Raw genomic sequence first — 22,000 nt, 5'->3', positions numbered from 1 at the left:
AAGGGCTTCGAACTGATGCATTCCGGCGAAAGCATCCGCTCGGTGGTGCTATACTGAGCGCGGGTTGAGGACTGTTCCAGACTGCAATTGCATTTCACGTTCCGCCGCGCCACCGGCCGGCGGCGCCAGTGAACAGCCGGGCATCGTGCACCGGCCAAAAGGAGGAGAAGCCCATGCCAAGCATTGCCATACATCCGTCCCTCGACAGCGGGTTCAAGGCGACGGACGCCGCCTTTTCCGGCGGCACGCTCGTCTGCAATTGCACGAGCAATCCCGTAAAGGTCCGCGTCAAAGGTGACATCGCCCACAACCACGCCTGCGGCTGCACCAAGTGCTGGAAGCCCGGCGACGCCGTTTTCTCCGTCGTCGCCGTGGCACCGACGGATAACATCGAGGTTCTGCAGAACGGCGACAAGCTGGCGGTCGTGGACCCTACCGCGCTGATCCAGCGCCATGCCTGCAAGGACTGCGGCGTGCACATGTATGGCCCGGTGGAACGGGACCACCCGTTCAAGGGGCTGTCTTTCCTGCACCCCGAACGCTTCCAGGAAACAGGCTGGGCAAAGCCGGGCTTTGCGGCCTTCGTCTCCTCGATCATCGAGAGCGGTTATGATCCGGCGAAGATGGATGGCGTGCGCGCCCGGCTGCGCGAACTGGGTGTGGAACCCTATGACTGCCTCAACCCGGGCCTCATGGATTACATCGCCACATGGACGGCCAAGAAGAGCGGCGCGCTCAAATCGGCCTGAGCACGCAGACGCAACCATCTGAAAAACTTCAGACATCAACCCGCAGGTCGTATCGCATGGATTGCCTCAAGCCCGCGTTCAAAGCCGAAATTCTGAGAATTGTCGGTGACGGAAATTTCAAGGACGGAGAGGCCATCTCCACGATCGACTACGGAGTGGCGCCCGAAAATCTGGGGGCGCGCGCAGTCGTGTTCCCCAGAACGGCCGACGAAATTGCGGCGGTCGTCAAATGTTGCCGAGCGCACGGCGTTCCGCTCGTTACTCATGGGGGACGAACCGGGCTCGTCGGCGGTGCCGTATCCAGGCCGGGCGAGCTGGTGCTCTCGACCGCCCGCCTCAATCGCATCCTGCATATCTCGCCGATCGAGCGCGTTGCCGTGGTGGAAGCCGGGGTTACGCTGCAGGCGCTGCAAGCAGCGGCGGCCGTACATCGACTTGAAACAGGGATCGATTTGCCGTCGCGTGGGTCGGCTACGATCGGCGGGATGGCGTCCACCAACGCCGGGGGCATTGCCGCCTTTCGCTTCGGGGTGATGCGGCATCGCATTCTCGGTATGGAGGCCGTGCTTGCCGATGGCTCCATCTACTCGGATATGACCCGGGTCGTGAAGAATGCCGCCGGCTACGACCTGAAACATCTCTTTGTCGGAGCGGAAGGCACGCTCGGCATCATCACGCGCATTGCCGTCAAGCTCGAACCCCAGCCGGCAGCCACCGCCACGGTCCTCTTCGGTCTGCCGTCCGTGGATGCGGCACTCGCGGTCGTCCGTCGCGGCCTCGACGCCGAATACGGTCAACTGCGGGCAGCGGAGGCGATCTGGAATACCTTTTTCCGCCTGACGTCCGGCCATCAGTCCTGGTCGGCCGTGGACTACAGGACCGACCATCCGATCAACCTCTTGGTCTCTCTCGGCGGGACTGAAGAGGACGCGTTGCAGGCGGAACTGGGACGTATCTACGAGGACGTCATCGCCGATCATCCCGACGCCTCGGCCGTGATCGCCTCTTCGGGCGCGCAGGAGGTCGATCTCTGGCGCCTGCGCGAAGATACGGACCTGATCTATCGAAAACATCCGAGCGCGCCATCCTACGATGTCTCGGTCCCGCTTTCGGAGATCGGCGCCTATCTCGAGCGTTGCCTTGAGGGGCTGCGGGAACTGGATGCTGCCCTCGGCCCCTACCTGTTCGGCCATCTCGCCGACGGAAATCTCCATATCGTCCTCAATGCCGCCGGCAGCGATATCCCAGCCGAAAAGGTCAAGGCAATCGAGACGATCCTTTACAGGGATATCGGGGGGATCGGCGGAGCGTTCTCCGCCGAACACGGGATCGGCATCAAGCGCATGGGGCAATTGTCGGATATCTCAGGCCCTGTGAAACTGGCGCTGATGCATCGCGTGAAGGAAACGCTCGACTCTGCCGCGATCCTCAATCCCGGCAAGGTTCTGCTTCCGGTTTCCCCCTGAGGCAGGCGCTCCCGGCGCGTCTCTCGCCGACGAGCGGATTTCTCGAGGCGGGCGAGATCAACTCGCCCGCCTCGAATTATTGGGCCAGTTAGTTGGCGATCGGCGCGTAGGCGCCGTTGCTCCAGCGGTTGATGTCGTAGCTGGCATCCTTGAGGTCGCCCTTTTCGTCGAAGGCCACCGAACCGACGACAGTATCGATCGGCTGGCCGTTCTTCAGAGCCTCTGCAACCTTCGTCGGATCGTCCGAACCGGCACGCTCGATGCCCTGTGCGAATGCTTGAATGACCGCGTAGGAGAAGAGTGTGAAACCTTCCGGCTTGAAGCCGCCGGCCTGAATCTTGGCTACCGCCTCCTTCGCCTCAGGCTTGGACTGCGGATCGGACGGGAAGACGAAAAGCGTGCCCTCGCCCGCCGGGCCCGCGACCTGCCAGAACTCCGGCGAGGCGATCGAGTCCGGCATGATCAGCTGGAATTTGTACTTCTGCTCGGCGGCCTGGCGCAGCATCAGGCCGGCTTCCGGATGGTATCCGCCAAAATAGACCACATCGGCCTTGGCCTCTTTCAGCTTCGTCACGAGCGCGTTGTAGTCCTTCTCACCCGCGTTGATGCCTTCATAGAGGACCTCCTTCAGGCCACTTTCGTTCATCGTAGCGCGCACCGCATTGGCAACACCCTGGCCATAGGCGGTCTTGTCGTGCAGAACTGCAACGTTCTTGCCAGCATATTCCTTGGCGATCCATGGGCCTATGAAGGCGCCCTGCGCGTCGTCACGGGTGTAGAGACGCATGATGTTGGTCCAGCCCTTGGCCGCCGCATCATCCGTCATGACCGGGTTGGACGAGGCCGGGCTCATCATCAACGTGCCGTTCTCGGCATAAACAGCGGATGCCGGAATGCTGGAACCCGAGCAGGCGTGGCCATCGACAAAGCTGATGCCGCTTGCCGCGATCCGGTTGGCAACCGAAACCGCCTGCTTCGGGTCGCACTGGTCGTCTTCGAACTGCAGCTTGACCTGGCGGCCAAGCACGCCACCCTTGGCGTTGATCGCGTCTGCAGCCGCCTGAGCGCCCTGCCTGAACTGATCGCCGATCGTGGCGAGCGGTCCGGTCAGCGGACCTGCCACGGCAAATGTCAGATCATCCGCACGCGCGGCTGTCCCCATGAGCAGGCCGAGGGCCGTGCCGATAATCAGAATACGTCTCATTGTCTCAACTCCCTTTTGTTGCCCGCTTTCACGCGGTGCACTCCTCCAACACGAAATCTTCATTCTCGAAGCCGCCGGTCTTTTCGCAAAGGAGCGGCTGGCATTCGAGCCATTCCCATAGATAGGCAGCAAGCCCTCGGTCGACGTGAACACGCAACGTTTGCGTGTCTCCGTGGAAATAGACACTGCAGGTCAGGCCGCAAAACTGCAAGGCGGCGCAGGGGCCGGCATTGTCGGGGTCGATCGTCGTCGCCCGCGCCAGGAGATCCCGCACGCCCTCGCCCCGCGCTTCAAAAACACGCTGTGCCGAACCGAGTGCGGTCACTCCATAACCGTCCTGATGCCAGCCCGCCGCACACTCGGACGCCTGCAATCCGACCACAAGCAACCGGTCGCGCGCGACGCGCACGGCATAGCGCTCGCCCGTGGCGAGACCCAACGCGCCGATATCCTTGGCAAGACCATGGCGCTCGCGAAATCGCTCAATATCGCCGCTGACGAGATGCTGCGTCAGCCCGGAGACGGCACGCACGTCGACCGCTCGACCTGTCAGGCAGGCACTGTTCCAATCAGGCTCGGGCTTCCACTTACGCGAATTGTCAAGCATGGAGGCGACCTCCATCCGTGTCGAAGGCGCAAGGGGCGACGATCCGGGCGCGCCGTAGCTCCCGCAGATGCTGAAACTCGACGATCTCTCCCATACGCGAAAGCCCACGCTCGATGAGCCCGAGCGCAATCGGCCGCTGCAACACAGGGCTGAAATAGCTTGAGGTGACAAAGCCGGCACTGCGGATGCCGCTATGATTACGCTCGATCCCGTGCGCACCGGTCGGCAGCACGCCTTTGCCATCGACGATTTCGAGCCCGACGAATTGCCGCCGGTCCGGACGCTGAGCATCCTCCGTGATCAGCGAGCGGCGACCAAGGAACTCAACCTTCTTCTTCTCAAGCGGAGCCGTCAGGCCGAAATCCATCGGCCGGCTCGTGCCGTCCGTATCCTTGCCGATTACGATGTAGCCCTTCTCCGCACGCAGGATCATCAGGGCTTCGAGGCCGAGCAAGGTGACACCGAAGTCCTCCCCTTCGCGCCGCAGTCGCGACCAGAGAGCCCCGGCCAGGTCGGCCGGCACGGAGATTTCGTAGGAGCGCTCACCGGTGAAGCTGATGCGCGCGACCCGCACAGGCGTCCCTTCGAAGATGCCTGAGGCGACGGCCATATGCGGCAGTGTCTGGTCGTCGAGCAGGACCCCAAGGTCTATCGTTTCCAGCAACGCCCGCGCACGGGGCCCGGTGATTGTCAGCGTCGCCATCTCCGAGGTCGCGTCATGGATGAACACCCGCCGGCGATCGAAACGATCCTGCCGCCATTCTTCCAGGAGGGCATGAACCCCGGCAACATGCGACGAGGAGCACGAAACAATGAAGTGGTTCTCGTCCAGCCTCACCAGCACCCCGTCATCATAGACATTGCCGGCTTCGGTAAGGATGAAGCCGTAGCGGCACCGTCCTGCTCCAAGGGTCGAGACGGTGTTGTAATAGATGAAATCGAGGAAAGACGCGGCATCCGGCCCGAGCACCTCGATCTTGCCGAGCGGCGAACCGTCGAAGAGCGCGACGCCGTCGCGCGCCGCCCTAGCCTCTTCCTGGATGCGTTCTTCCGACGGGCCTGCACCATAGAAGGCCGGGCGAAGCCAGCCGCCATATTCGCGAAACACCGCACCTTCGGCCCTATGTTCCTTTTCGAGCGGCAGCCGGCGCAGCGGGTTCATCCGGGTTCCGGAACGAGCACCTGCGAAGGAGGCGAGCGGTACCGGCGTAAAGGGCGGGCGATAGGTGGTCGTGCCGACCTCCGGGATCCGTCGACCGGTCAGTTCAGCCATCAAGGCCAGGCCGTTGACGTTGGACGTTTTACCCTGGTCGGTCGCCATGCCGAGCGTGGTGTAACGCTTCAAGTGCTCGACCGAGACAAAGTTCTCCCGGACAGCCAGTTCCACGTCCTTGGCCGTGACATCGTTCTGCAGATCGATCCAGACCCGTTCTTTCGCATCGGGCTTCGGCCAGGCGGCGACGATGCCGAGGTCCCTCCTGGTATCACCAGCAAGGTCCGGCGGAAGAGAGAAATCACCCGCCGCTGCGCCGATCACTTCCACGCCAGCAACAGGCCGGCCGGGGACGAAGGCGAGAATATCGTCACGCCAGTCGAGTTTGCCCTGCGCCTGACAATAGAGATGGACCGTCGGCGTGAAGCCGCCCGAGACGAGCACCGCGTCGGCCTCAAGCGTGCTGCCATCAGAAAGCAGCACGGCATTGACGGCACCCTTGCCGCTCGCAGATCTGACCGTGCGCCCCTGCAGGACGCGTATCCCCGAGCGGACCTGACGCATCGTGCGATAGTCGACGACCGTGACGTCGGCGCCTGCGGCAGCGAGCGCCTCCGCCGTCTCGTAGGCGAGCCCGTTGTTCGTTGCGACCACAACCTTGCGGCCGGCCGCAACACCGAAGCGACGGAGATAGACGAGCGCGGCTTCCGCGGACATGATGCCCGGCAAGTCGTTGTTGCCGAAGGGCAGCGGCCGTTCGATGGCGCCGGTCGCAAGCACGATCGATTTCGCGCGGACACGGAATAGCCGGTCCGACACACCGTCGACACCCCGTTGGTTCAGGCCAACCAGACCGTGGTCATAAATGCCGAAGGCCGTGGTGCCGGTCAGCACGAGCACGCCGGCCCGCTCCAGTTCCTCAACGACATTTTCAGCCCACTCGGCGCCCGGCTTTCCTTCCATCTGCTCCTCGTGGAAGAGCAGGCTGCCGCCGGCCCGGGCACCGTCGTCGCAGAGCACGACACGGCGGCCGGCGCGCAAAGCGGACCGCGCCGCATCAAGGCCCCACGGCCCGGCGCCAATCACCAGGACGTCGCAATGATGGTTGATCTGTTCGGCAAGTCCTGGCCCATCGGCATTCGTGTCCAGGGTTCCGAGGCCCGCCATCTGCCGGATGCGGGGCTCGAACCGGTGCCAGTCGGGGAACATGAAGGTCTTGTAGTAGAACGCGGCCGGAATGAAGCGCGAGAACGCGTCGAGGAAGGCATGACGGTCGTTCGCGGCGCTCGGCTCGGCATTGACGGAGCGAACGACCATACCGTCCGCGGCGAGGATCTGTGTCGCCCGGCCGTTTGGCATGCCGCCTGCGATGTCGACGAGTGCGTTCGGTTCCTCGACCCCGGCACCCCAGAGCCCGCGCGGGCGGTGGTACTTGAAGCTGCGGCCGACAACGGCCACGCCGTTGGCAAGCAATGCCGAGGCAACGGTATCACCGGTGTAAGCCTCGACCACCCTGCCATCAAAGGTAAACCGCAGCGGCCGTGTCCTGTCGATGGCCGTGCCGTCCTCAGTGCGCCATGCCGTCATCGCCGCCTCCATTCGCCAGCGCAATCGCCTGCGCCACCCCGTGGTGCACGGTATCGCGCTCCATGCGGAACACCTCGCCACAGGTCATGTGCATCCAGATCTCGTTTGCCGGCCCCCGCGGGTTGTTGCGCTCATGCAGATAGGCGGTCCATTGACCATCAGTCACATCGCGAAAACCTTCCGGGCGCAGATTTCCGGCATCGCCGCCGAAGTGAAACTCGCTCTCGCTCCTTGGGCCGCAGAACGGGCATGGAAAAAGCTGCATTCCGTCCTCCTAGTGCGCGATGCCCGAGCCGGCCGCTTCGTCGATCATGCGGCCACGCGCGAAGCGGTCGAGATCGAATGGACGGCTGACGTCGTGGTGTTTGCCGGTGGCGAGCAGATGGGCGAGCAGAGTGCCGCCGGCGGGGATGGCCTTGAAGCCGCCCGTTCCCCAACCGCAATTCAGGAACAGACCCGGCAACGGGCTCTCCCCCAGGATCGGCGAAGAGTCCGGCGTGACATCGACGATGCCCGCCCATTGCCGCATCAGCCGGAGCTGCCGGAAGCTCGGGAACATTTCAAGCAGCCCCGAAACGACGTGTTCAAGCACCGGAAGATTGCCGCGCTGCCCATAGGACGGAATCCGATCTAGGCCGCCACCGATGACGAGCTCGCCCTTGTCCGACTGGCTCGCATAGGTGCCGGTCGCCGGAGACAGCACGACCGTATCGAGCGCCGGTTTGATCGGCTCGGATACGCAGGCTTGCAGAGCGTAGGACGTTATCGGCAAACGGAAGCCGGCCTTTTCGGCGAGATGAGAGGAATTTCCGGCCACGACCATGGCGACGCGGTCAGCCCGGATTTCGCCCCGGCTTGTCTTCACGCCGCGGCAGCGGCCTCCCTCGACGAGGAATTCCTCCACCTCGCAGGACTGGATGATGTCGACGCCCAGCCTGTCGGCAGCGCGCGCATATCCCCAGGCGACGGCATCGTGCCGCGCCGTCCCGGCCCTTCCCTGCCACACACCGCCGAAGACCGGATAGCGCGCTTCGGGCGAGAGGTTGATCAACGGCAGCACGCGGCGCACGTCCTCGACGTCAAACAGCTCGGCGTCCGTACCGTTGATCTGCATGGCGTTGACCGTGCGCGCGGCCATTTCCATCTCGGCCTCGCTGTGCGCCAAGGTGATGATGCCGCGCTGCGAGAGCATGATGTTGTAGTTGAGCTCACGCCCCAGCGCCTCATAGAGGCGGAGGGCCATTTCGTAGAGCGCGGTGCTCTCCGGGAAGAAGTAGTTCGAGCGCACGACCGTCGTGTTGCGTCCGGTGTTGCCGCCGCCAAGCCATCCCTTCTCGATGACCGCGATGTTGCGAATATTGTGGTTCCTGGCGAGATAGTAGGCGGTCGCGAGGCCGTGACCGCCGCCGCCAATGATCAGGATGTCGTAGCGCGGTTTCGGATCGGGAGAGCGCCAGGCCTTCTGCCAACCCTTCTGGGCGTTGAGACCTTCCTTGAAGAGCGAAAAGGCGGAATAGCGCCGCGTCATCTGGAGGCACCATCGCCTGGGGGCGTCGCACCTGGCGGATCGGCGGACAAGGCTGGCTGCTGCATTGAATGCCCTCGCGATGGAGGAATCGGCGCATCCGTGGTCCCGCGCGCCCGATCCATACGGGCATCAATAATGATTCTAGACACAAATGTCTAGACGATCGCGTCACCAACGACGCCTGAAAGCACGCTCCTGCCCAGTCGTTCGGCATATTATGGCCAAACAGCGAACTTCAGCGTGTACAGACATGTCCATTTTGACTCAACTATCGGGTTGAACGCGTCGCATGACTGCGGTGAACGACTCGACTTCTTCATCGGAAGGAAGACGACCGGTGAAGCTGAGCAGGTAGGGGCGAAGCAACCGCAAGCGCATTTCGCGACCGTCGCGTATTCCAAGCGTAAAGTGGCCGACTTGCGTAAAATAGAGCACGCGGGCCCGGATGAAGGCCTCTTCCTCGGGGTATCCGTACCGCAGAAACATCCGGGTGATCGCATCGACGCGCTGGTCGTCCGCCTGGTCGACCACGCCGCGAACCACGGCATCCACCTGCCCCCAGGACCTGACGGCTGCGTCGAGCCGCGGATCGAACATCGACGGGTCGACCCAGCACTCGAAGATATGGCAGACCGCCTTCGTTACGGTGGGCGCCGGACGCAACGCCCGCTCGAGGATCGGGCTGGTGTTCTTGGTGAGCCAGTGTTCCAGCAACTCCGCGTGCAGTGCCTGCAGATCGGCAAAGAACCAATAGAAGCTCGACCGGGAAACCGCGAGTTTCTTGGCCATGACCTGGATCTTCACATTGGCGATACCCTCTTCGATCAGGGCATCAATGCCGGCATCGATCCAGGCCTCCCGCGTCATGCGGCCAGCCTGCTTCGTCGCTTCCTCTTTCGCCCCACGGGGCTTCTTTACACTCACCATATCTCCTTGGCCGAACCGCCGGCAGTTTGCGGATCTGGTCCTGATGTTGCCCAAAGCGGAAGCGAGATCAAGCTGCTAGGGCGCGCATCGCCGCCACAAGCATCCACGGCCATCGCCTGCACACGGAAAATCATCCGGCACGGAACCTTCACAGTCACACGCCTGTCACCGAAGCCCACGATATCTCGGCACCCTGTTCGACCGCCGGAATGAAACTCGACCATTGCTTCCGCAGTCGGTTCCGGTATCGAGTTTCAATGTCCGCTAACTGGGCGGTCCGCACACACGTCAGACAGAGGCGAGAACGGCCGCCGCCGAAGGCGACATCCGGTTTCGGCATCGAACGAGCTGGGGCTGCAGCAGAGCCTGGGAGTTGTTGGTGGGGTCATCGGCGAAAACAATGCATGAGCAGGCAGCAAGACCGCACCGGGGCACGCCGACCGAAGTCTTCGGCGCTTTCTTGAAGCTGGGGCTGACGTCGTTCGGCGGACCGATCGCGCACCTCGGCTACTTCCGAGACGAATTGGTGGTGCGTCGCAAGTGGATCGACGAGGCCGGCTATGCGGATCTCGTCGCGCTTTGCCAGTTTCTGCCCGGTCCGGCCTCAAGCCAGGTCGGCTTTGCGCTCGGCCTCCTGCGTGGTGGTCCGCTCGGCGCGCTCGCCGCCTGGGCCGCATTCACCCTGCCGTCTGCGCTGCTGCTGATCGCTTTCGCCATGGCGGCGACCACCTTCGGCGGCCCGATCGGAACGGGCCTTTTGCACGGGCTGAAGGTCGTGGCCGTCGCGGTCGTGGCCCAGGCCGTATGGGGCATGGCGAAGAGCCTCACGCCGGACCGCGAACGCGCCAGCATTGCCCTTGCTTCCGTGTTGATCGTCGTGTTTGCGGCGGGTGCGGTCGGGCAAATCGCGGCGATCACATTCGGTGCGCTCGCCGGTGTCATGCTGTGCCGCAACGGCCCGGTCACGGGATTCACGCATTTCAGCTTTCGCGTCACACGACCAGTCGGCATCATCTGCCTCGTCGCTTTCTTCGCCTTGCTCGGCCTTCTGCCGGTCCTTGCGGCAGTTTCCCAGAACTGGGCGCTCTTCGACGCCTTCTACCGCTCCGGCTCTCTCGTCTTTGGCGGCGGACATGTGGTCCTGCCGTTGCTGCAGGCCGAAGTGGTCGCTCCGGGCTGGATTTCCAATGATGCTTTCCTTGCCGGCTACGGCGCGGCCCAGGCCGTTCCAGGCCCGCTCTTCACCTTTGCAGCCTATCTCGGTGCGGTCATGGGGCCCGCTCCGAACGGCATTCTCGGCGCGGCCATCTGCCTTGTCGCGATTTTCCTGCCCGGCTTTCTGCTGCTCATCGGCGCCCTTCCCTTCTGGGACAGTTTCCGCAAACGCCCGCTCGTACTGGCTGCGATGCGCGGCGCAAACGCAGCCGTGGTCGGCATCCTCGGCGCGGCGCTCTACAGTCCGGTCTGGACCAGCGCCGTGCTGAACTCCTACGATTTCGCGCTCGCGCTGACGGCGTTCATTCTGCTCGTCGTGTGGAAGGCGCCACCGTGGATCGTTGTGGCGCTGACGGCCGCAGGCGGAACTGCTCTGCACCTTCTCTGAATTCCGCAGACCATCAAGCGCGCTGGGTGTGTTTCCATCGCAGTTTCTTCGCCGGGAAGAACCGAATTGTTTGTGCGCGCTTTGCCCTTGACCTTACCATCGTTGGAAGCCCCACATTCGGATACGTCAGATCAAATGGAGTTTCCAATGTACCATCTCAACATCCCCGACATGACCTGCGGACACTGCGCCGGAGCCGTCGAGAAAGCGGTAAAGTCGGTCGATCCCAGCGCCAAGGTCGCGGTCGATCTCGATGCCAAGACCGCATCGATCGACTCTCAGATCGGCTCGGATGCCTTCGTTACGGCGATCGAGGAGGCCGGCTACCAGGCATCCTTCAAGAAGTCCTGCTGCAGCCACATCGGGTGATCCACGCCTGCCAGGGTCGATCAGTCTTTCACGCGGAACTTCGCGTGGCAGGACGTGCAGACCTGCAGCATCGTGTGGAAGGCGTGTTCGGCGGGCATGGACATCGGGTCGGGGGCTGCCGTCTTTCTCTTGGCGAGCGGCCCACCCATCTTCGCATCACCGCCGGGCATTCGCATACCGGGAGCAAGGACATCCGGGTTGCGGTCTGCCGCGATAGAGAGTGCTGCGGCGTAAGCACCGAGTTCGGCCGCCAGTTTGTCGAACGCCGGTCGCTCCGCTTCGATATTGACGCTGGCCTTTGATCCTTCGGCAGCGACGGTGCCCGCGAACAAGCGCGCCAGTCGTTCGCCTGAATAGGTTCGAACGGTTTCGGCGGCGGCTTTGAATGCCTTCGCATCATAGGGCGATGCGCCTTTGAACATGGCATCGATATTCTTGGCGGCAGCTGCCATCATCTTCATCTCCTGCTGCCGCTCGCGAACGATGTCGGTGGCCGCGCGCTGCGCCATTGCCATTGAAAAGCCCGCAAAGGCAATCACTGCCAGGACGAGCCCGGACCATTTTGCCGCATTCGAACACATTCGGGTGCAATCCTCCTCGCGAGAGCCGCGCGCTTTTCGCCGATTGATCAAGGTCAAGGCGAGACTTGCAAGCATCACGCACTGTGCTTGAATACAGCACGAGGTGTCGGACGAAAACATGATCGCCGCCAGCCAGATCGCCCGGAAACATGCAGCAGAATTGCTGGCCATCGTGGTCGCCGTTCTGTTTCTGCTCGTGCCGATGGCTGAGGCTGCGCCATTCAAATGCGGGCAACACGTTACCCGCAGCGAACATGTCGTTTCCCCGCAGGGCAAAACCGATCTCCACGCCGATACGGAAACAGGCAGCCAGAAAGCGTGCTGCAAACGTATCTGCAGCCTCTGTTATGCGCTGTTCCCGGCTCCAGTCCTCGGCGAAGTAATCCTGAACGGGGGCGGCCGCCGAGACCTTAATCCGCAAGCCCCCATCGACGGCGTCATCTCCCGCCCCGCCATCGGCCCTCCCCGTTCCGCCGGATGAACAGCAGTCGCTTGGCGGCTGCCTTCCACGATCGCACCCCGCGGTGCGATCTTCGTCGGCATTGGCCGACACGGAACATGAGGTAATGGATATGAAACGCCGTGAATTCCTGGGCGGACTGATGTCGGGCGCTGTCGTCGCCGCATCGGGTACCGCATTCCATCCAAACAAGAGCTGGGCTGAGGCCGGCAAGGCAGCGTCATCGGGCGCGGGGACCCGTTCGCTTGCGATCACCAAACGCGTCATCGAGGTGAATGGCAAAGCCGCCAACGTGTTCGGGCTCCTACAACCGGATGGCGCCGTCGGCCTGACGCTCGATGCGGACGGGCCGCTCGACGTCGCCCTTTCAAATCAGGGCGGCGAAGAAACGCTTATCCACTGGCACGGGCTCGCACCGCCGTGGGACATGGACGGCGTGCCGGACAATCCGGCAGCGCTTCTGAAGGCGAATGAGGCCCGGCACTACACGTTTCCGGTCGGCTCCGGCGGCACACACTGGATGCATGCGCATACGCTGCAGGAGCAGAACCTGATGGCCGCGCCGCTGATCGTGCGGACTGCCGAGGACAGACAGCGCGACGAACAGGAAGTGATCATCCTTCTGCATGACTTCTCCTTCACGCCGGCCGAGGAACTGCTCGCCAAACTCAAGGGATCGGCGGGCGGCCACGGGATGAACCACGGCGCGATGATGCAGGGCATGGCATCCAACATGCAGGGCCACATGTCCGGAGCGGCAATGCCGGGCATGGCCGCCATGGATCTGAACGACATCGAGTATGATGCCTACCTCGCCAACGACCGCACGCTCGACGATCCGGAAGTGGTCACCGTCGAGAGCGGAGGTCGCATTCGCCTGCGCATCATCAATGGCGCGACAGCCACTGCCTTCACGATCGACACCGGCGCACTCAGCGGACAGCTGATCGCCGTCGACGGGCAGTCGGTGCAACCGGTTTCCGGAAACCGTTTCCCGATTTCCATGGGACAGCGGCTAGATATCCGGATGGAGCTTCCGAAGTCAGCGGGAGCCCAGCCCATCCTCGCGCTGCGTGAAGGCACGGATCATCGCACAGGCATCATCCTGGCGCCGTCCGGTGCAAAGATCGCCAGGATCGCATCGCGTGGAACGGAGCACGGGCCGATTGTCGGGCTCGATCTCGAAGAGCGGATAGCCGCCGCCACGCCACTTCCCGTTCGTCCTGCCGACCGTCGGTTCGAGCTCACTCTGACGGGCAACATGAGCGGCTACGACTGGCGGATCGAGGGCGGCGACGGCCTTGATGTCCGCGAAGGCGAAAGGGTCGAGATCGCCATGCGCAACATGTCGATGATGTCCCATCCGATGCATCTGCACGGTCACCACTTCCAGGTGGTCGACATCGGCGGGAAGGCAATCGGCGGCGCCGTGAGGGATACCGTTGTTGTGCCACCGATGGGGAGCGTTAGCGTCGTGTTCGACGCAAACAATCCGGGCCGCTGGCCGCTCCACTGCCATCACCTCTATCACATGGCATCGGGAATGATGTCCTTCGTCGCCTACGCGTAACCAGGATACGCCCGGCGTCATCAGTGACGGAGGCGCCGGGCGCTAGCCTTGTTGTCGGCGAGTACCAATTTGGAGAAATCCCATGGACGAGCATAAGCACCATCATCGGCACGAAGCTCACGACCATCACCACCATGCCAATCAGAACGCGACGCCCTCCAAACCCGCAGACAGGCAAGGCTCCACGCAGGATGGCGTAACCTACACCTGCCCCATGCACCCGCAGGTACGCCAACTCGGCCCCGGCAACTGCCCGATCTGCGGCATGGCGCTCGAACCCGAAGTTGTCACCGGCGATACGGGTCCAAGTCCAGAGCTTGTCGACATGCGACGGCGGTTCTGGATCGGGCTGGTCCTGGCGCTGCCCGTGCTGGCGCTGGAAATGGGAGGTCATCTCACCAATTTGCATATGCTTGTTGGCGCGCAGACCTCGAACTGGATCCAGTTGATCCTGGCGACGCCGGTCGTGCTTTGGGCCGGCGCTCCATTCTTCGAACGGGCCTGGCAGTCGCTCATCACCCGTCATCTCAACATGTTTACGCTGATCGCGATGGGTACAGGCGTCGCCTGGGTCTATAGCGTCGCCGCAACGGTTGCCCCGGGCCTGTTCCCCGAAACGTTCCGATCCGGCGAGGGAGCAGTTGCGATCTACTTCGAGGCGGCCGCCGTCATCACCGTGCTGGTGCTGCTCGGACAGGTGCTGGAACTGCAGGCCCGCGAGCAGACAGGGGGTGCGATCAAGGCTCTTCTCGATCTCGCGCCCAAAACCGCTCGCCGCGTACGCGGCGACGGCACCGACGAGGACGTGGAGCTGGAGGCCGTCGCCGTCGGCGACCGGTTGCGCGTGCGCCCGGGCGAAAAGGTCCCGGTCGACGGTACGCTTCTCGAAGGCCGCAGTTCGGTCGATGAATCCATGATCACCGGGGAGTCGATGCCGGTCACCAAGGAGGTTGGCGCAAAACTGATCGGCGGTACGATGAACCGGACCGGCGGCTTCGTCATGGAGGCGGGCAAGGTCGGCCGAGACACCATGCTGTCCCGGATCGTCCACATGGTCGCCGAGGCGCAGCGCTCGCGCGCGCCGATCCAGCGGCTTGCCGACCAGGTCTCCGGCTGGTTCGTACCGGTCGTCATCCTGATTGCCGTCATCGCCTTCGCAACCTGGATGATGGTCGGCCCGGAGCCGCGCTTCGCACACGGACTGGTGGCCGCAGTGGCGGTACTTATCATCGCCTGCCCCTGCGCTCTCGGCCTCGCCACGCCGATGTCGATCATGGTCGGCGTCGGCAAGGGTGCCGGCGCCGGTGTGCTGATCAAGAATGCCGAAGCACTGGAACGTTTCGAGAAGGTCGATACCCTGGTGGTCGACAAGACCGGAACTTTGACCGAAGGCAAGCCGATGGTCACTTCGATTGTTGCCGCTAGCGGCATCACGGAGGACGAATTGCTGAGGCTCGCAGCCACCTTGGAGCGGCCGAGCGAACACCCGCTCGCAAGTGCGATCGTCGATGCCGCCAACGAGCGCGGCCTGAAACTCGGCTCTGCCGAAGACTTCGACAGCCCGGTCGGCAAGGGCGTGACCGGTGTCGTCGACGGCCGGAGGCTCATCATCGGCAGCCACCGCATCATGTCGGAGGAGAAAGTCGACGTCTCGGCCCTGTCGCAGAAAGCGGAAGAACTGCGTGGCGAAGGAGCAACCGTCATCTTCGCGGCAATCGACGGCCGCCTCGGCGGGCTGTTTGCAATCTCCGATCCGATCAAGGCAACGACACCGGCAGCAGTCGAAGCGCTGATCAAGGACGGCGTGCGCGTGGTGATGCTCACCGGAGACAACCGCACCACCGCCAGTGCCGTTGCCCGCAAGCTCGGGATCGAAGAGGTCGAGGCCGAAGTCCTTCCCGAACACAAGAGCGAGATCGTCATGCGCCTGCGCAAGGAAGGCAGGATCGTCGCCATGGCGGGCGATGGCGTCAACGACGCCCCTGCGCTTGCCGCAGCTGACGTCGGCATCGCCATGGGGACCGGAACGGACGTTGCAATCGAAAGTGCCGGCGTGACGCTGCTCAAGGGCGACCTGCAAGGCATCGTCCGGGCCCGACGGCTCAGCCAAGCGACGATGGCGAATATCCGGCAGAACCTGTTCTTCGCCTTCATCTACAATGCGGCCGGCGTGCCCGTGGCAGCCGGCGTGCTCTACCCGGCCTTCGGGTTGCTATTGTCACCCATCATCGCGGCCGCTGCCATGGCACTCTCGTCCGTCAGCGTAATCGGCAACGCCCTCAGATTGAGGAGCGCTCGAATATGAAGGCGTAGAGAGCCGCGCGAGACCGGCGCAAGCGCCCAATCCGCAGGGGCGCAGGCGCTTGTCGACCGCTGGCCTTCAAGCGTTTGCGGCCGCGTTCGAGGGCGGTTCGCCTTGGGCGAGGATGGCGACACGCCCCCATCGGCCACTTGGAAATGCTACACAGACAAGTGACAATGTAGCTTTCTTACATTTTGTTTGACGAATGTAGATTCCTTCATTATACCGACTATCACGCACGGCGAGTGAGACCTGGGAGCCCAAGACTTTCACAGGGGCCGTAGCGTTCACCTGGAGGAAATCAATATGTCACGCCGTTTTGCGCTGGCTTCAGCGCTCGCAGTCCTGTGCTCGCAAATCCTTTCGACCGGCAGCGCCAATGCTGCGGGGATGACCGTCTATTGCCCGATGTCGGAAGATGACTGCGGCGCAGTTCTGAAGGCCTTCAAGGCGGATACCGGCATCGACGCGCAGTTCGTGCGTATCGGTGCTGGTGAAATCCTCGCCCGTATCCGGGCGGAAAAAAGCAACCCGCAGGCCGGCCTCTGGCTCGCAGGAGCGGCCGACAATTTCATCCAGGCGGCCGGCGAGGGCCTGCTCGCCGCTCATAAGGCGACTGGTATCGAGAAGGTCGACCCGCGCTACACCGACAAGGAAGCCCGCTGGACGCCGATCTCGCTCTCGCCGATTGTCTTTGCCTATAGCCAGAGCGTTCTCGACGAAGTCGGCGCCAGGCCGCCGACCAGCTGGAAGTCCTTCACAGAGCAAGTATTCCAGCAGAGCGTCGCGCTTGCCCATCCGGCCTCTTCCGGCACGGCCTATGTAGCGCTCGCCTCCATGGTCCAGCTCTATGGCGAAGAGCCGGCCTTTTCGTTGATGAAGGATATCGACAAGAATGTCGTGCAATATACCCGCTCGGGCGTCGCGCCTTCGCGCATGGTCGCCAACAACGAAATCGCGCTGGCCATGGCCTACACGCAGGACATCGAGGCGGCGCTCGCCCAGGGCTATCCCGTCGGATACTCCTTCCCGGAAGAAGGCACCGGCTTCGAGGTGAACGCCGCCGCAGCGATCGCCAACGCTCCGGAAGAACAGGCCAAGGGGGCTACCGCCTTCCTCGACTGGGTGCTGACGGACAAGGGCCAGGCCGCCATCGGTGCAACGTTCCGAGGTCCGATCGTTCCAGGCTACAGGAATCCGGAAGCCAAGATCGATCTCTCCAACGTAAAGATGATCGACTACGACTTCACCTGGGCTGGTGAAAACCGCGCGCGGCTGTTGGAACGCTACGAAAACGACGTTCGCCACAAGGCCGACGCCAAGTAACGCCCGACCGGGCAACGCTCACCAAGGAGCACCGACATGACCCTCGTCTCGCAGGCGACCCCGTCCGGCCGGACGGGGGCATCGCCGGCCTTCCTTCGCCAGATCGTCGTAGACCCCTGGCTCTTCGGTATCTTCGCCCTCGTCACGGTTTCGGTATTGGTCTTCGCGGTCCTGCCGATCTTTACCGTCATGAAACAGGCTGCCGTCACAGAACACGGCTTCGACATTGCTGTTCTCGCCAATACGCTCTCGCAGTCCTTTGTCTGGGATTCACTGCTCAATACGCTGTTGCTTGGCGCAACTTCGGCGCTCGTCGCCACGGCCGTGGGGTTCCTGCTCGCCTTTTCCGCGACGCGCACCACCATGCCAGGAAAAATCCTGGTGCATGGCGTGGCGCTCCTGCCGATCATCTCGCCACCCTTCGTCATGGCGCTGGCCGTCGTCATCCTGTTCGGCCGCTCGGGCCTCATCACCCGCGAGCTGCTCGGCATCCGCAACGCCAATGTCTATGGCTTCCACAGTCTGGTGCTGATCCAGTCGCTAGCCTTCACGCCGATCGCCTATCTCAACATCCGCGGCATGCTGCAGTCGATCGACAGCGCGCTGGAGGATGCTTCGGCCTCGCTGGGCGCGTCGCGCTGGACGACTTTTTCGCGGGTGACGCTTCCGCTCGTGACGCCGGCGATCCTCAGTTCCACACTCCTCGTCTTCGTCAAGTCGGTCGAGGACTTCGGCAATCCGATGCTGATCGGCGGCAACTTCAACACGCTCGCCGTCGAGGCCTATTCGCAGATGGTCGGCTACTTCAACCTGCAGGCAGGCGCGCTCCTCGCCAGCCTCATGCTGATCCCTTCCATGACGGCCTTCCTCATTCACCGCTACTGGGTCAGCAAGCGCAGCTACGTTACCGTCACCGGCAAGCCGACCGCCCAGACGATCCGCATTTCGGGTGCCGTCGTCGTTCCCCTGGCAATCCTCTGCTACACGGTCGTCCTCGCCATCCTCACCTTCTATCTGACGGTGATCTACGTTTCCTTCACCAAGCTGCCGGGCGTCGACAACACGCTGACGATCGCCCACTACGCAACGGTCTTCACGGTCGGTTTCGAGACGCTCAGCAATTCACTGCTCCTTGCAGGCATCGCGACACCGGTAACGGCGATTGCCGGAATGCTGATCGCCTACCTCCTCATCCGTAAGGCCTTTCCGGGCAGTTTTCTGTTGCGCTGGGGTACTCTCGTCTCCTTCGCCGCACCGGGAACCATTCTCGGCATAGGCTATGTGAGCACCTTCAACGCGCCGCCGTTGCCTTTGACAGGCACCGCCTTCATCGTCATCGCGGCCATGGTGGTGAAGAACCTGCAGGTCGGTATCGAGGCCGGGTCGAACCAGTTGCGCCAGATAGACAAGTCCATCGAGGAAGCATCCACCATCCTTGGCGCCTCGAACACGCGAACCTTCTTCCAGGTCACGCTACCGCTCCTGAAGCCCGCACTGTTCACCTCCCTCTCCTATGCCTTCACGCGGTCACTGACGACGCTCTCGGCCGTGATCTTCCTGGTCTCGGCCAACTGGACGCTGATTACCGTCACCATCCTGTCCCAGGTCGAGACGCTGAAGCTCGGCGTCGCGGCCGCCTATTGCAGCATCCTCGTCTTCGTCGTGCTCGCCATTTTGGCGGCCATGCAACTCGTCCTCAGTTCGACATCGAAGAGGTAAGCCCATGTCGAAAGTCATCTTCTCAAATATCACCAAGCGCTTCCCGGGCGTCGCGGGTGCGACCGCCGTCGATCGGCTGAACCTCACGATCGAGGAAGGCACGCTCGTTACCCTGCTCGGACCGTCCGGCTGCGGCAAGACGACGACGCTGCGCATGCTCGCGGGCTTCGAGACGCCGAGCGACGGCACGATCACCATCGGTGGGCGCGACGTTACGAACGTTCCCGTCAATGCACGCAATGTCGGCATGGTGTTTCAGAGCTACGCCCTGTTTCCGCATATGAGCGTGCGCGAGAATGTCGAATATGGCGTGCGGCTGCTGAACCTGCCGCGCAACGAAATGAGGGATCGCGTCGATTCCACCCTCGAAACCATGGCGCTCGCGCAATATGCCGATCGCTCGCCTTCGCGGCTTTCCGGTGGCCAGCAGCAACGCGTGGCGCTCGCACGCGCCGTCGTCACCCAGCCGAAGGTATTGCTCTTTGATGAGCCCCTCTCGAACCTCGACGCGCAATTGCGCGAGCGCATGCGCGATGAGTTGCGCTCCATCCAGCTCCGGCTAGGCATCACCAGCCTCTACGTCACCCACGACCAGAGTGAGGCGATGGCAATATCAGACCGGGTCGTGGTCATGCGCAACGGCATCATCGAGCAGGACGACACACCGCTTAATGTCTACGCCCGCCCCGGCACCGGTTTCGTCGCCGAGTTCATGGGCAAGGCGAACATCCTCACGGGCAAGGTCGAAACCATCGAGCAATCAGGCATTCGGGTGCGGATAACCCCGACTGTCGCCTTGACGCTTCCATACGGCGACCACGCCTACAGACAGGGCGACGAGGTACGCTGCGTGGTTCGCCCGGAGCATATTCGCGTGGATCCGGAAGGCACGGTTGAGGCGAAGGTGCGCCGGGTGGTCTTCCAGGGCGCTCATGTCGAATATCTTACCGATCTGGACGGCCAGGATTGCGTCTTCCTTGATACCGATTACCACCGGACGGGCGTGGCCGAGGCTGGCCAGACACTACGCCTCTCCATCGACAGCCGGCCGGTCTGGATCCTGCCGCAGAATAAAGCCGACGCCATGGAAAGAGCAGCATGACCATCAACCAGCCCATCCTCCACGATCTCCACAAGACAATCGCAGAAGTCGCACGCGAGGCCGCACTCGCGGCCGGCGCCGTCGCCCGCAAAGGTTTCGTCGAGGCGAACCCGGAAACGCTGCAAACCCAACAGAAAGCTGGTTTCTTCGACATCGTCACGGCCTCCGACAAGGCGGCGGAGGCGACGGCCTGCGAGATCATCTGGTCTCGGTTGCCCGCATCCCGCATCCTCGGCGAAGAAGGCGGCCTGCAGGGCGAAGGCGACACGACCTGGATCATCGACCCGATCGACGGCACCAGCAATTTCGCTTCGGGCCTGCCCTTCTTCTGCGTCTCGATCGCAGCGTATCATGCGGGCGAGCCGGTCTGCGGCATCGTCTACGACCCGATCCGTGAGGAGCTCTTCATGGCGAGCGGCGGGCGGCTCACTTTGAACGGAGCGGAGGTGAAGCCCTTCTTGCGCGGGCGCAGCGACCGTGAGGTCGAACTCCTGACCAACGCTCCCTACGAGGGCGAGCGCCCTTCGCGTGCAGCGCAGGAAGCCCATGCCGATCTTGTCAATTCCTTCCGTGCTGTGCGCCGTCTCGGCTCCTGCGCACTGCACCTTGCATATGTGGCTGCCGGACGCGTGGCGGTCGCCTACGAATCGAAGTTCAGCGCCTGGGACATCGCGGCCGGCATCCAGCTCGTCGAAGCGGCAGGCGGTCTCGTCGCCGTTCAGGACCGGGAGGGCCGGTCGCTCGAGCCGCGCGAAGAGGCGCTCGGTTCGGTGAAGAGGCTCGTTGTGGCGCAGGCCGGTTTTGACTATCAATCGTCCTGCCTGTCGAAGCTGATGGCAGACGGCAACTTGTGATCTCCGTGTTCGAAAGTCTCCATATCCCGGAACGAAGGGCTCCATGCTCGATCAGATCAGGCAGTCTCTCTCTCAATTCACCCCCGCCGAACGCAGGATCGCCGAGGCGATCCTCGACACCCCGAGCACGGCGATAACCTGGTCGATCACCGACGCGGCACGCATCGCCAATGTCAGTGAGCCCTCGATCATCCGGTTCTGCCGGCGGCTCGAATGCGACGGCTTTCCGGACTTCCGCCTGAAGCTCGCCCAGCAGCTCGCCGTGCGCCAGGCGCCGGCAAGCCCGGCGGAAAGCGGCGCCGACCCGTTTACGGGGCTCGTCGACGATGTGTTCAACCGCGCCGCAGAATCGTTGCGCGAAGCCCGGCACGATCTTGACCTCGATACGCTGCGCCGCGCCGTCGATCTGCTCGCCAGGGCCCGCCGCATCGACGTATACGGCTATGGCGGCTCCGGCTTCCTCGCCGGTGAAACTCAACACCGCCTCGCCTCGCTCGGCATAGCAAGCGTTGCCTATTCCGACCCGACCTTGCAGATGGTGTCGGCACCTCGTCTTCGGGGAGAGGACGTGCTTTTCGTGCTCTCGTTTTCGGGCCGCACCAGCTATCTAATCTCGAATATCGAGATTGCAAAAAAGGCCGGCGCACGTATAGTTTCCATCTCTCCCGGCGGTTCCGTCGTCGCTTCCCTCGCCGACGAAAACATCAATCTCAACGCCTACCGCGCCTCGACCCATCCCCTCATCGTACCGACCGGGCGCGCGCCGATGTATGTGATGCTCGACGTGCTTTTTGCCCTGCTTGCGCGAAGATGCGAGGCGGGCGCTTCATGAA

The 22,000-nt window shown here is 63.0% G+C and carries 19 protein-coding genes; 12 read left to right on the top strand and 7 right to left on the bottom strand.

Annotated features, from left to right (window positions below; genetic code table 11):
• Positions 1-173 precede the first annotated feature (173 nt).
• On the top strand, positions 174-749 hold the full coding sequence (gfa, locus tag I8N66_RS18555; protein ID WP_291156394.1) for an S-(hydroxymethyl)glutathione synthase: 576 nt from the start codon (positions 174-176) through the stop codon (positions 747-749).
• 56 nt (positions 750-805) lie between these two features.
• Positions 806-2,215 (top strand): FAD-binding oxidoreductase, encoded by a 1,410-nt coding sequence (locus I8N66_RS18550; RefSeq protein ID WP_291156391.1) that lies wholly within the window; start codon positions 806-808, stop codon positions 2,213-2,215.
• Between the two features lie 88 nt (positions 2,216-2,303).
• Here the strand turns inward: I8N66_RS18550 and I8N66_RS18545 are convergent, their stop codons facing one another.
• The 6 genes from I8N66_RS18545 to I8N66_RS18520 form a co-directional block, all read right to left on the bottom strand.
• The gene (locus I8N66_RS18545) at positions 2,304-3,419 is read right to left on the bottom strand and encodes a branched-chain amino acid ABC transporter substrate-binding protein (protein WP_223729261.1); all 1,116 of its coding nucleotides are present in this window, start codon (positions 3,417-3,419) and stop codon (positions 2,304-2,306) included.
• A gap of 28 nt (positions 3,420-3,447) precedes the next feature.
• Entirely contained in the window at positions 3,448-4,026 is a 579-nt protein-coding gene (locus I8N66_RS18540) for a hypothetical protein (RefSeq protein ID WP_291156386.1), read from the bottom strand.
• Positions 4,019-6,826: a 2Fe-2S iron-sulfur cluster-binding protein gene (locus I8N66_RS18535; protein ID WP_291156383.1), complete on the bottom strand. Its 2,808-nt coding sequence runs from the start codon at positions 6,824-6,826 to the stop codon at positions 4,019-4,021. Before I8N66_RS18535 ends, I8N66_RS18540 begins: the two co-directional genes overlap by 8 nt.
• Positions 6,807-7,091, bottom strand: a complete 285-nt coding sequence (locus tag I8N66_RS18530; RefSeq protein ID WP_291156380.1) for a sarcosine oxidase subunit delta — start codon at positions 7,089-7,091, stop codon at positions 6,807-6,809. Before I8N66_RS18530 ends, I8N66_RS18535 begins: the two co-directional genes overlap by 20 nt.
• 9 nt (positions 7,092-7,100) lie before the next feature.
• Positions 7,101-8,354, bottom strand: a complete 1,254-nt coding sequence (locus I8N66_RS18525) for a sarcosine oxidase subunit beta family protein (RefSeq protein WP_291156377.1) — start codon at positions 8,352-8,354, stop codon at positions 7,101-7,103.
• A 264-nt stretch (positions 8,355-8,618) separates the two neighbouring features.
• The gene (locus I8N66_RS18520) at positions 8,619-9,278 is read right to left on the bottom strand and encodes a TetR/AcrR family transcriptional regulator (protein WP_291156374.1); all 660 of its coding nucleotides are present in this window, start codon (positions 9,276-9,278) and stop codon (positions 8,619-8,621) included.
• A gap of 403 nt (positions 9,279-9,681) precedes the next feature.
• Here I8N66_RS18520 and chrA point away from each other — a divergent pair, with 403 nt between their 5' ends.
• Entirely contained in the window at positions 9,682-10,884 is a 1,203-nt protein-coding gene (chrA, locus tag I8N66_RS18515) for a chromate efflux transporter (protein WP_291156371.1), read from the top strand.
• 147 nt (positions 10,885-11,031) lie between these two features.
• Complete coding sequence (locus I8N66_RS18510; protein ID WP_291156369.1) at positions 11,032-11,253, top strand: heavy-metal-associated domain-containing protein; 222 nt, start codon at positions 11,032-11,034, stop codon at positions 11,251-11,253.
• A gap of 20 nt (positions 11,254-11,273) precedes the next feature.
• Here I8N66_RS18510 and I8N66_RS18505 read toward each other — a convergent pair whose 3' ends face one another.
• Positions 11,274-11,834 (bottom strand): cytochrome c, encoded by a 561-nt coding sequence (locus tag I8N66_RS18505; protein WP_291156400.1) that lies wholly within the window; start codon positions 11,832-11,834, stop codon positions 11,274-11,276.
• A 118-nt stretch (positions 11,835-11,952) separates the two neighbouring features.
• Here I8N66_RS18505 and I8N66_RS18500 point away from each other — a divergent pair, with 118 nt between their 5' ends.
• The 8 genes from I8N66_RS18500 to I8N66_RS18465 all read left to right on the top strand — a co-directional run bounded on the left by I8N66_RS18500 (position 11,953) and on the right by I8N66_RS18465 (position 21,999).
• On the top strand, positions 11,953-12,315 hold the full coding sequence (locus I8N66_RS18500; protein ID WP_223729270.1) for a hypothetical protein: 363 nt from the start codon (positions 11,953-11,955) through the stop codon (positions 12,313-12,315).
• Between the two features lie 91 nt (positions 12,316-12,406).
• A complete protein-coding gene (locus tag I8N66_RS18495; RefSeq protein WP_291156364.1) occupies positions 12,407-13,864 on the top strand; it encodes a multicopper oxidase domain-containing protein in 1,458 nt (485 codons plus the stop codon).
• Positions 13,865-14,078: 214 nt separating this feature from the next.
• On the top strand, positions 14,079-16,169 hold the full coding sequence (locus I8N66_RS18490; RefSeq protein ID WP_291156397.1) for a copper-translocating P-type ATPase: 2,091 nt from the start codon (positions 14,079-14,081) through the stop codon (positions 16,167-16,169).
• A gap of 303 nt (positions 16,170-16,472) precedes the next feature.
• Positions 16,473-17,492, top strand: a complete 1,020-nt coding sequence (locus I8N66_RS18485; RefSeq protein ID WP_291156361.1) for an ABC transporter substrate-binding protein — start codon at positions 16,473-16,475, stop codon at positions 17,490-17,492.
• 36 nt (positions 17,493-17,528) lie between these two features.
• A complete protein-coding gene (locus I8N66_RS18480; RefSeq protein WP_291156358.1) occupies positions 17,529-19,211 on the top strand; it encodes an iron ABC transporter permease in 1,683 nt (560 codons plus the stop codon).
• A gap of 4 nt (positions 19,212-19,215) precedes the next feature.
• Positions 19,216-20,313: an ABC transporter ATP-binding protein gene (locus tag I8N66_RS18475; RefSeq protein WP_113540969.1), complete on the top strand. Its 1,098-nt coding sequence runs from the start codon at positions 19,216-19,218 to the stop codon at positions 20,311-20,313.
• Positions 20,310-21,167 carry an inositol monophosphatase family protein gene (locus I8N66_RS18470; protein WP_223729274.1) on the top strand — a complete coding sequence of 286 codons (858 nt, stop codon included), beginning with the start codon at positions 20,310-20,312 and terminating at the stop codon, positions 21,165-21,167. The genes I8N66_RS18475 and I8N66_RS18470 overlap by 4 nt, the downstream gene beginning before the upstream one ends.
• 43 nt (positions 21,168-21,210) lie before the next feature.
• Positions 21,211-21,999: a MurR/RpiR family transcriptional regulator gene (locus tag I8N66_RS18465; RefSeq protein ID WP_291156351.1), complete on the top strand. Its 789-nt coding sequence runs from the start codon at positions 21,211-21,213 to the stop codon at positions 21,997-21,999.
• The last annotated feature ends 1 nt before the right edge of the window (position 22,000 follow it).

It is taken from the genome of Ensifer sp. SSB1, assembly GCF_016652895.1.
Classification (GTDB): Bacteria; Pseudomonadota; Alphaproteobacteria; order Rhizobiales; family Rhizobiaceae; genus Ensifer.
Note: the sequence above shows the minus strand (reverse complement) of the source record. Positions and strands in the feature narration are given on the sequence as shown.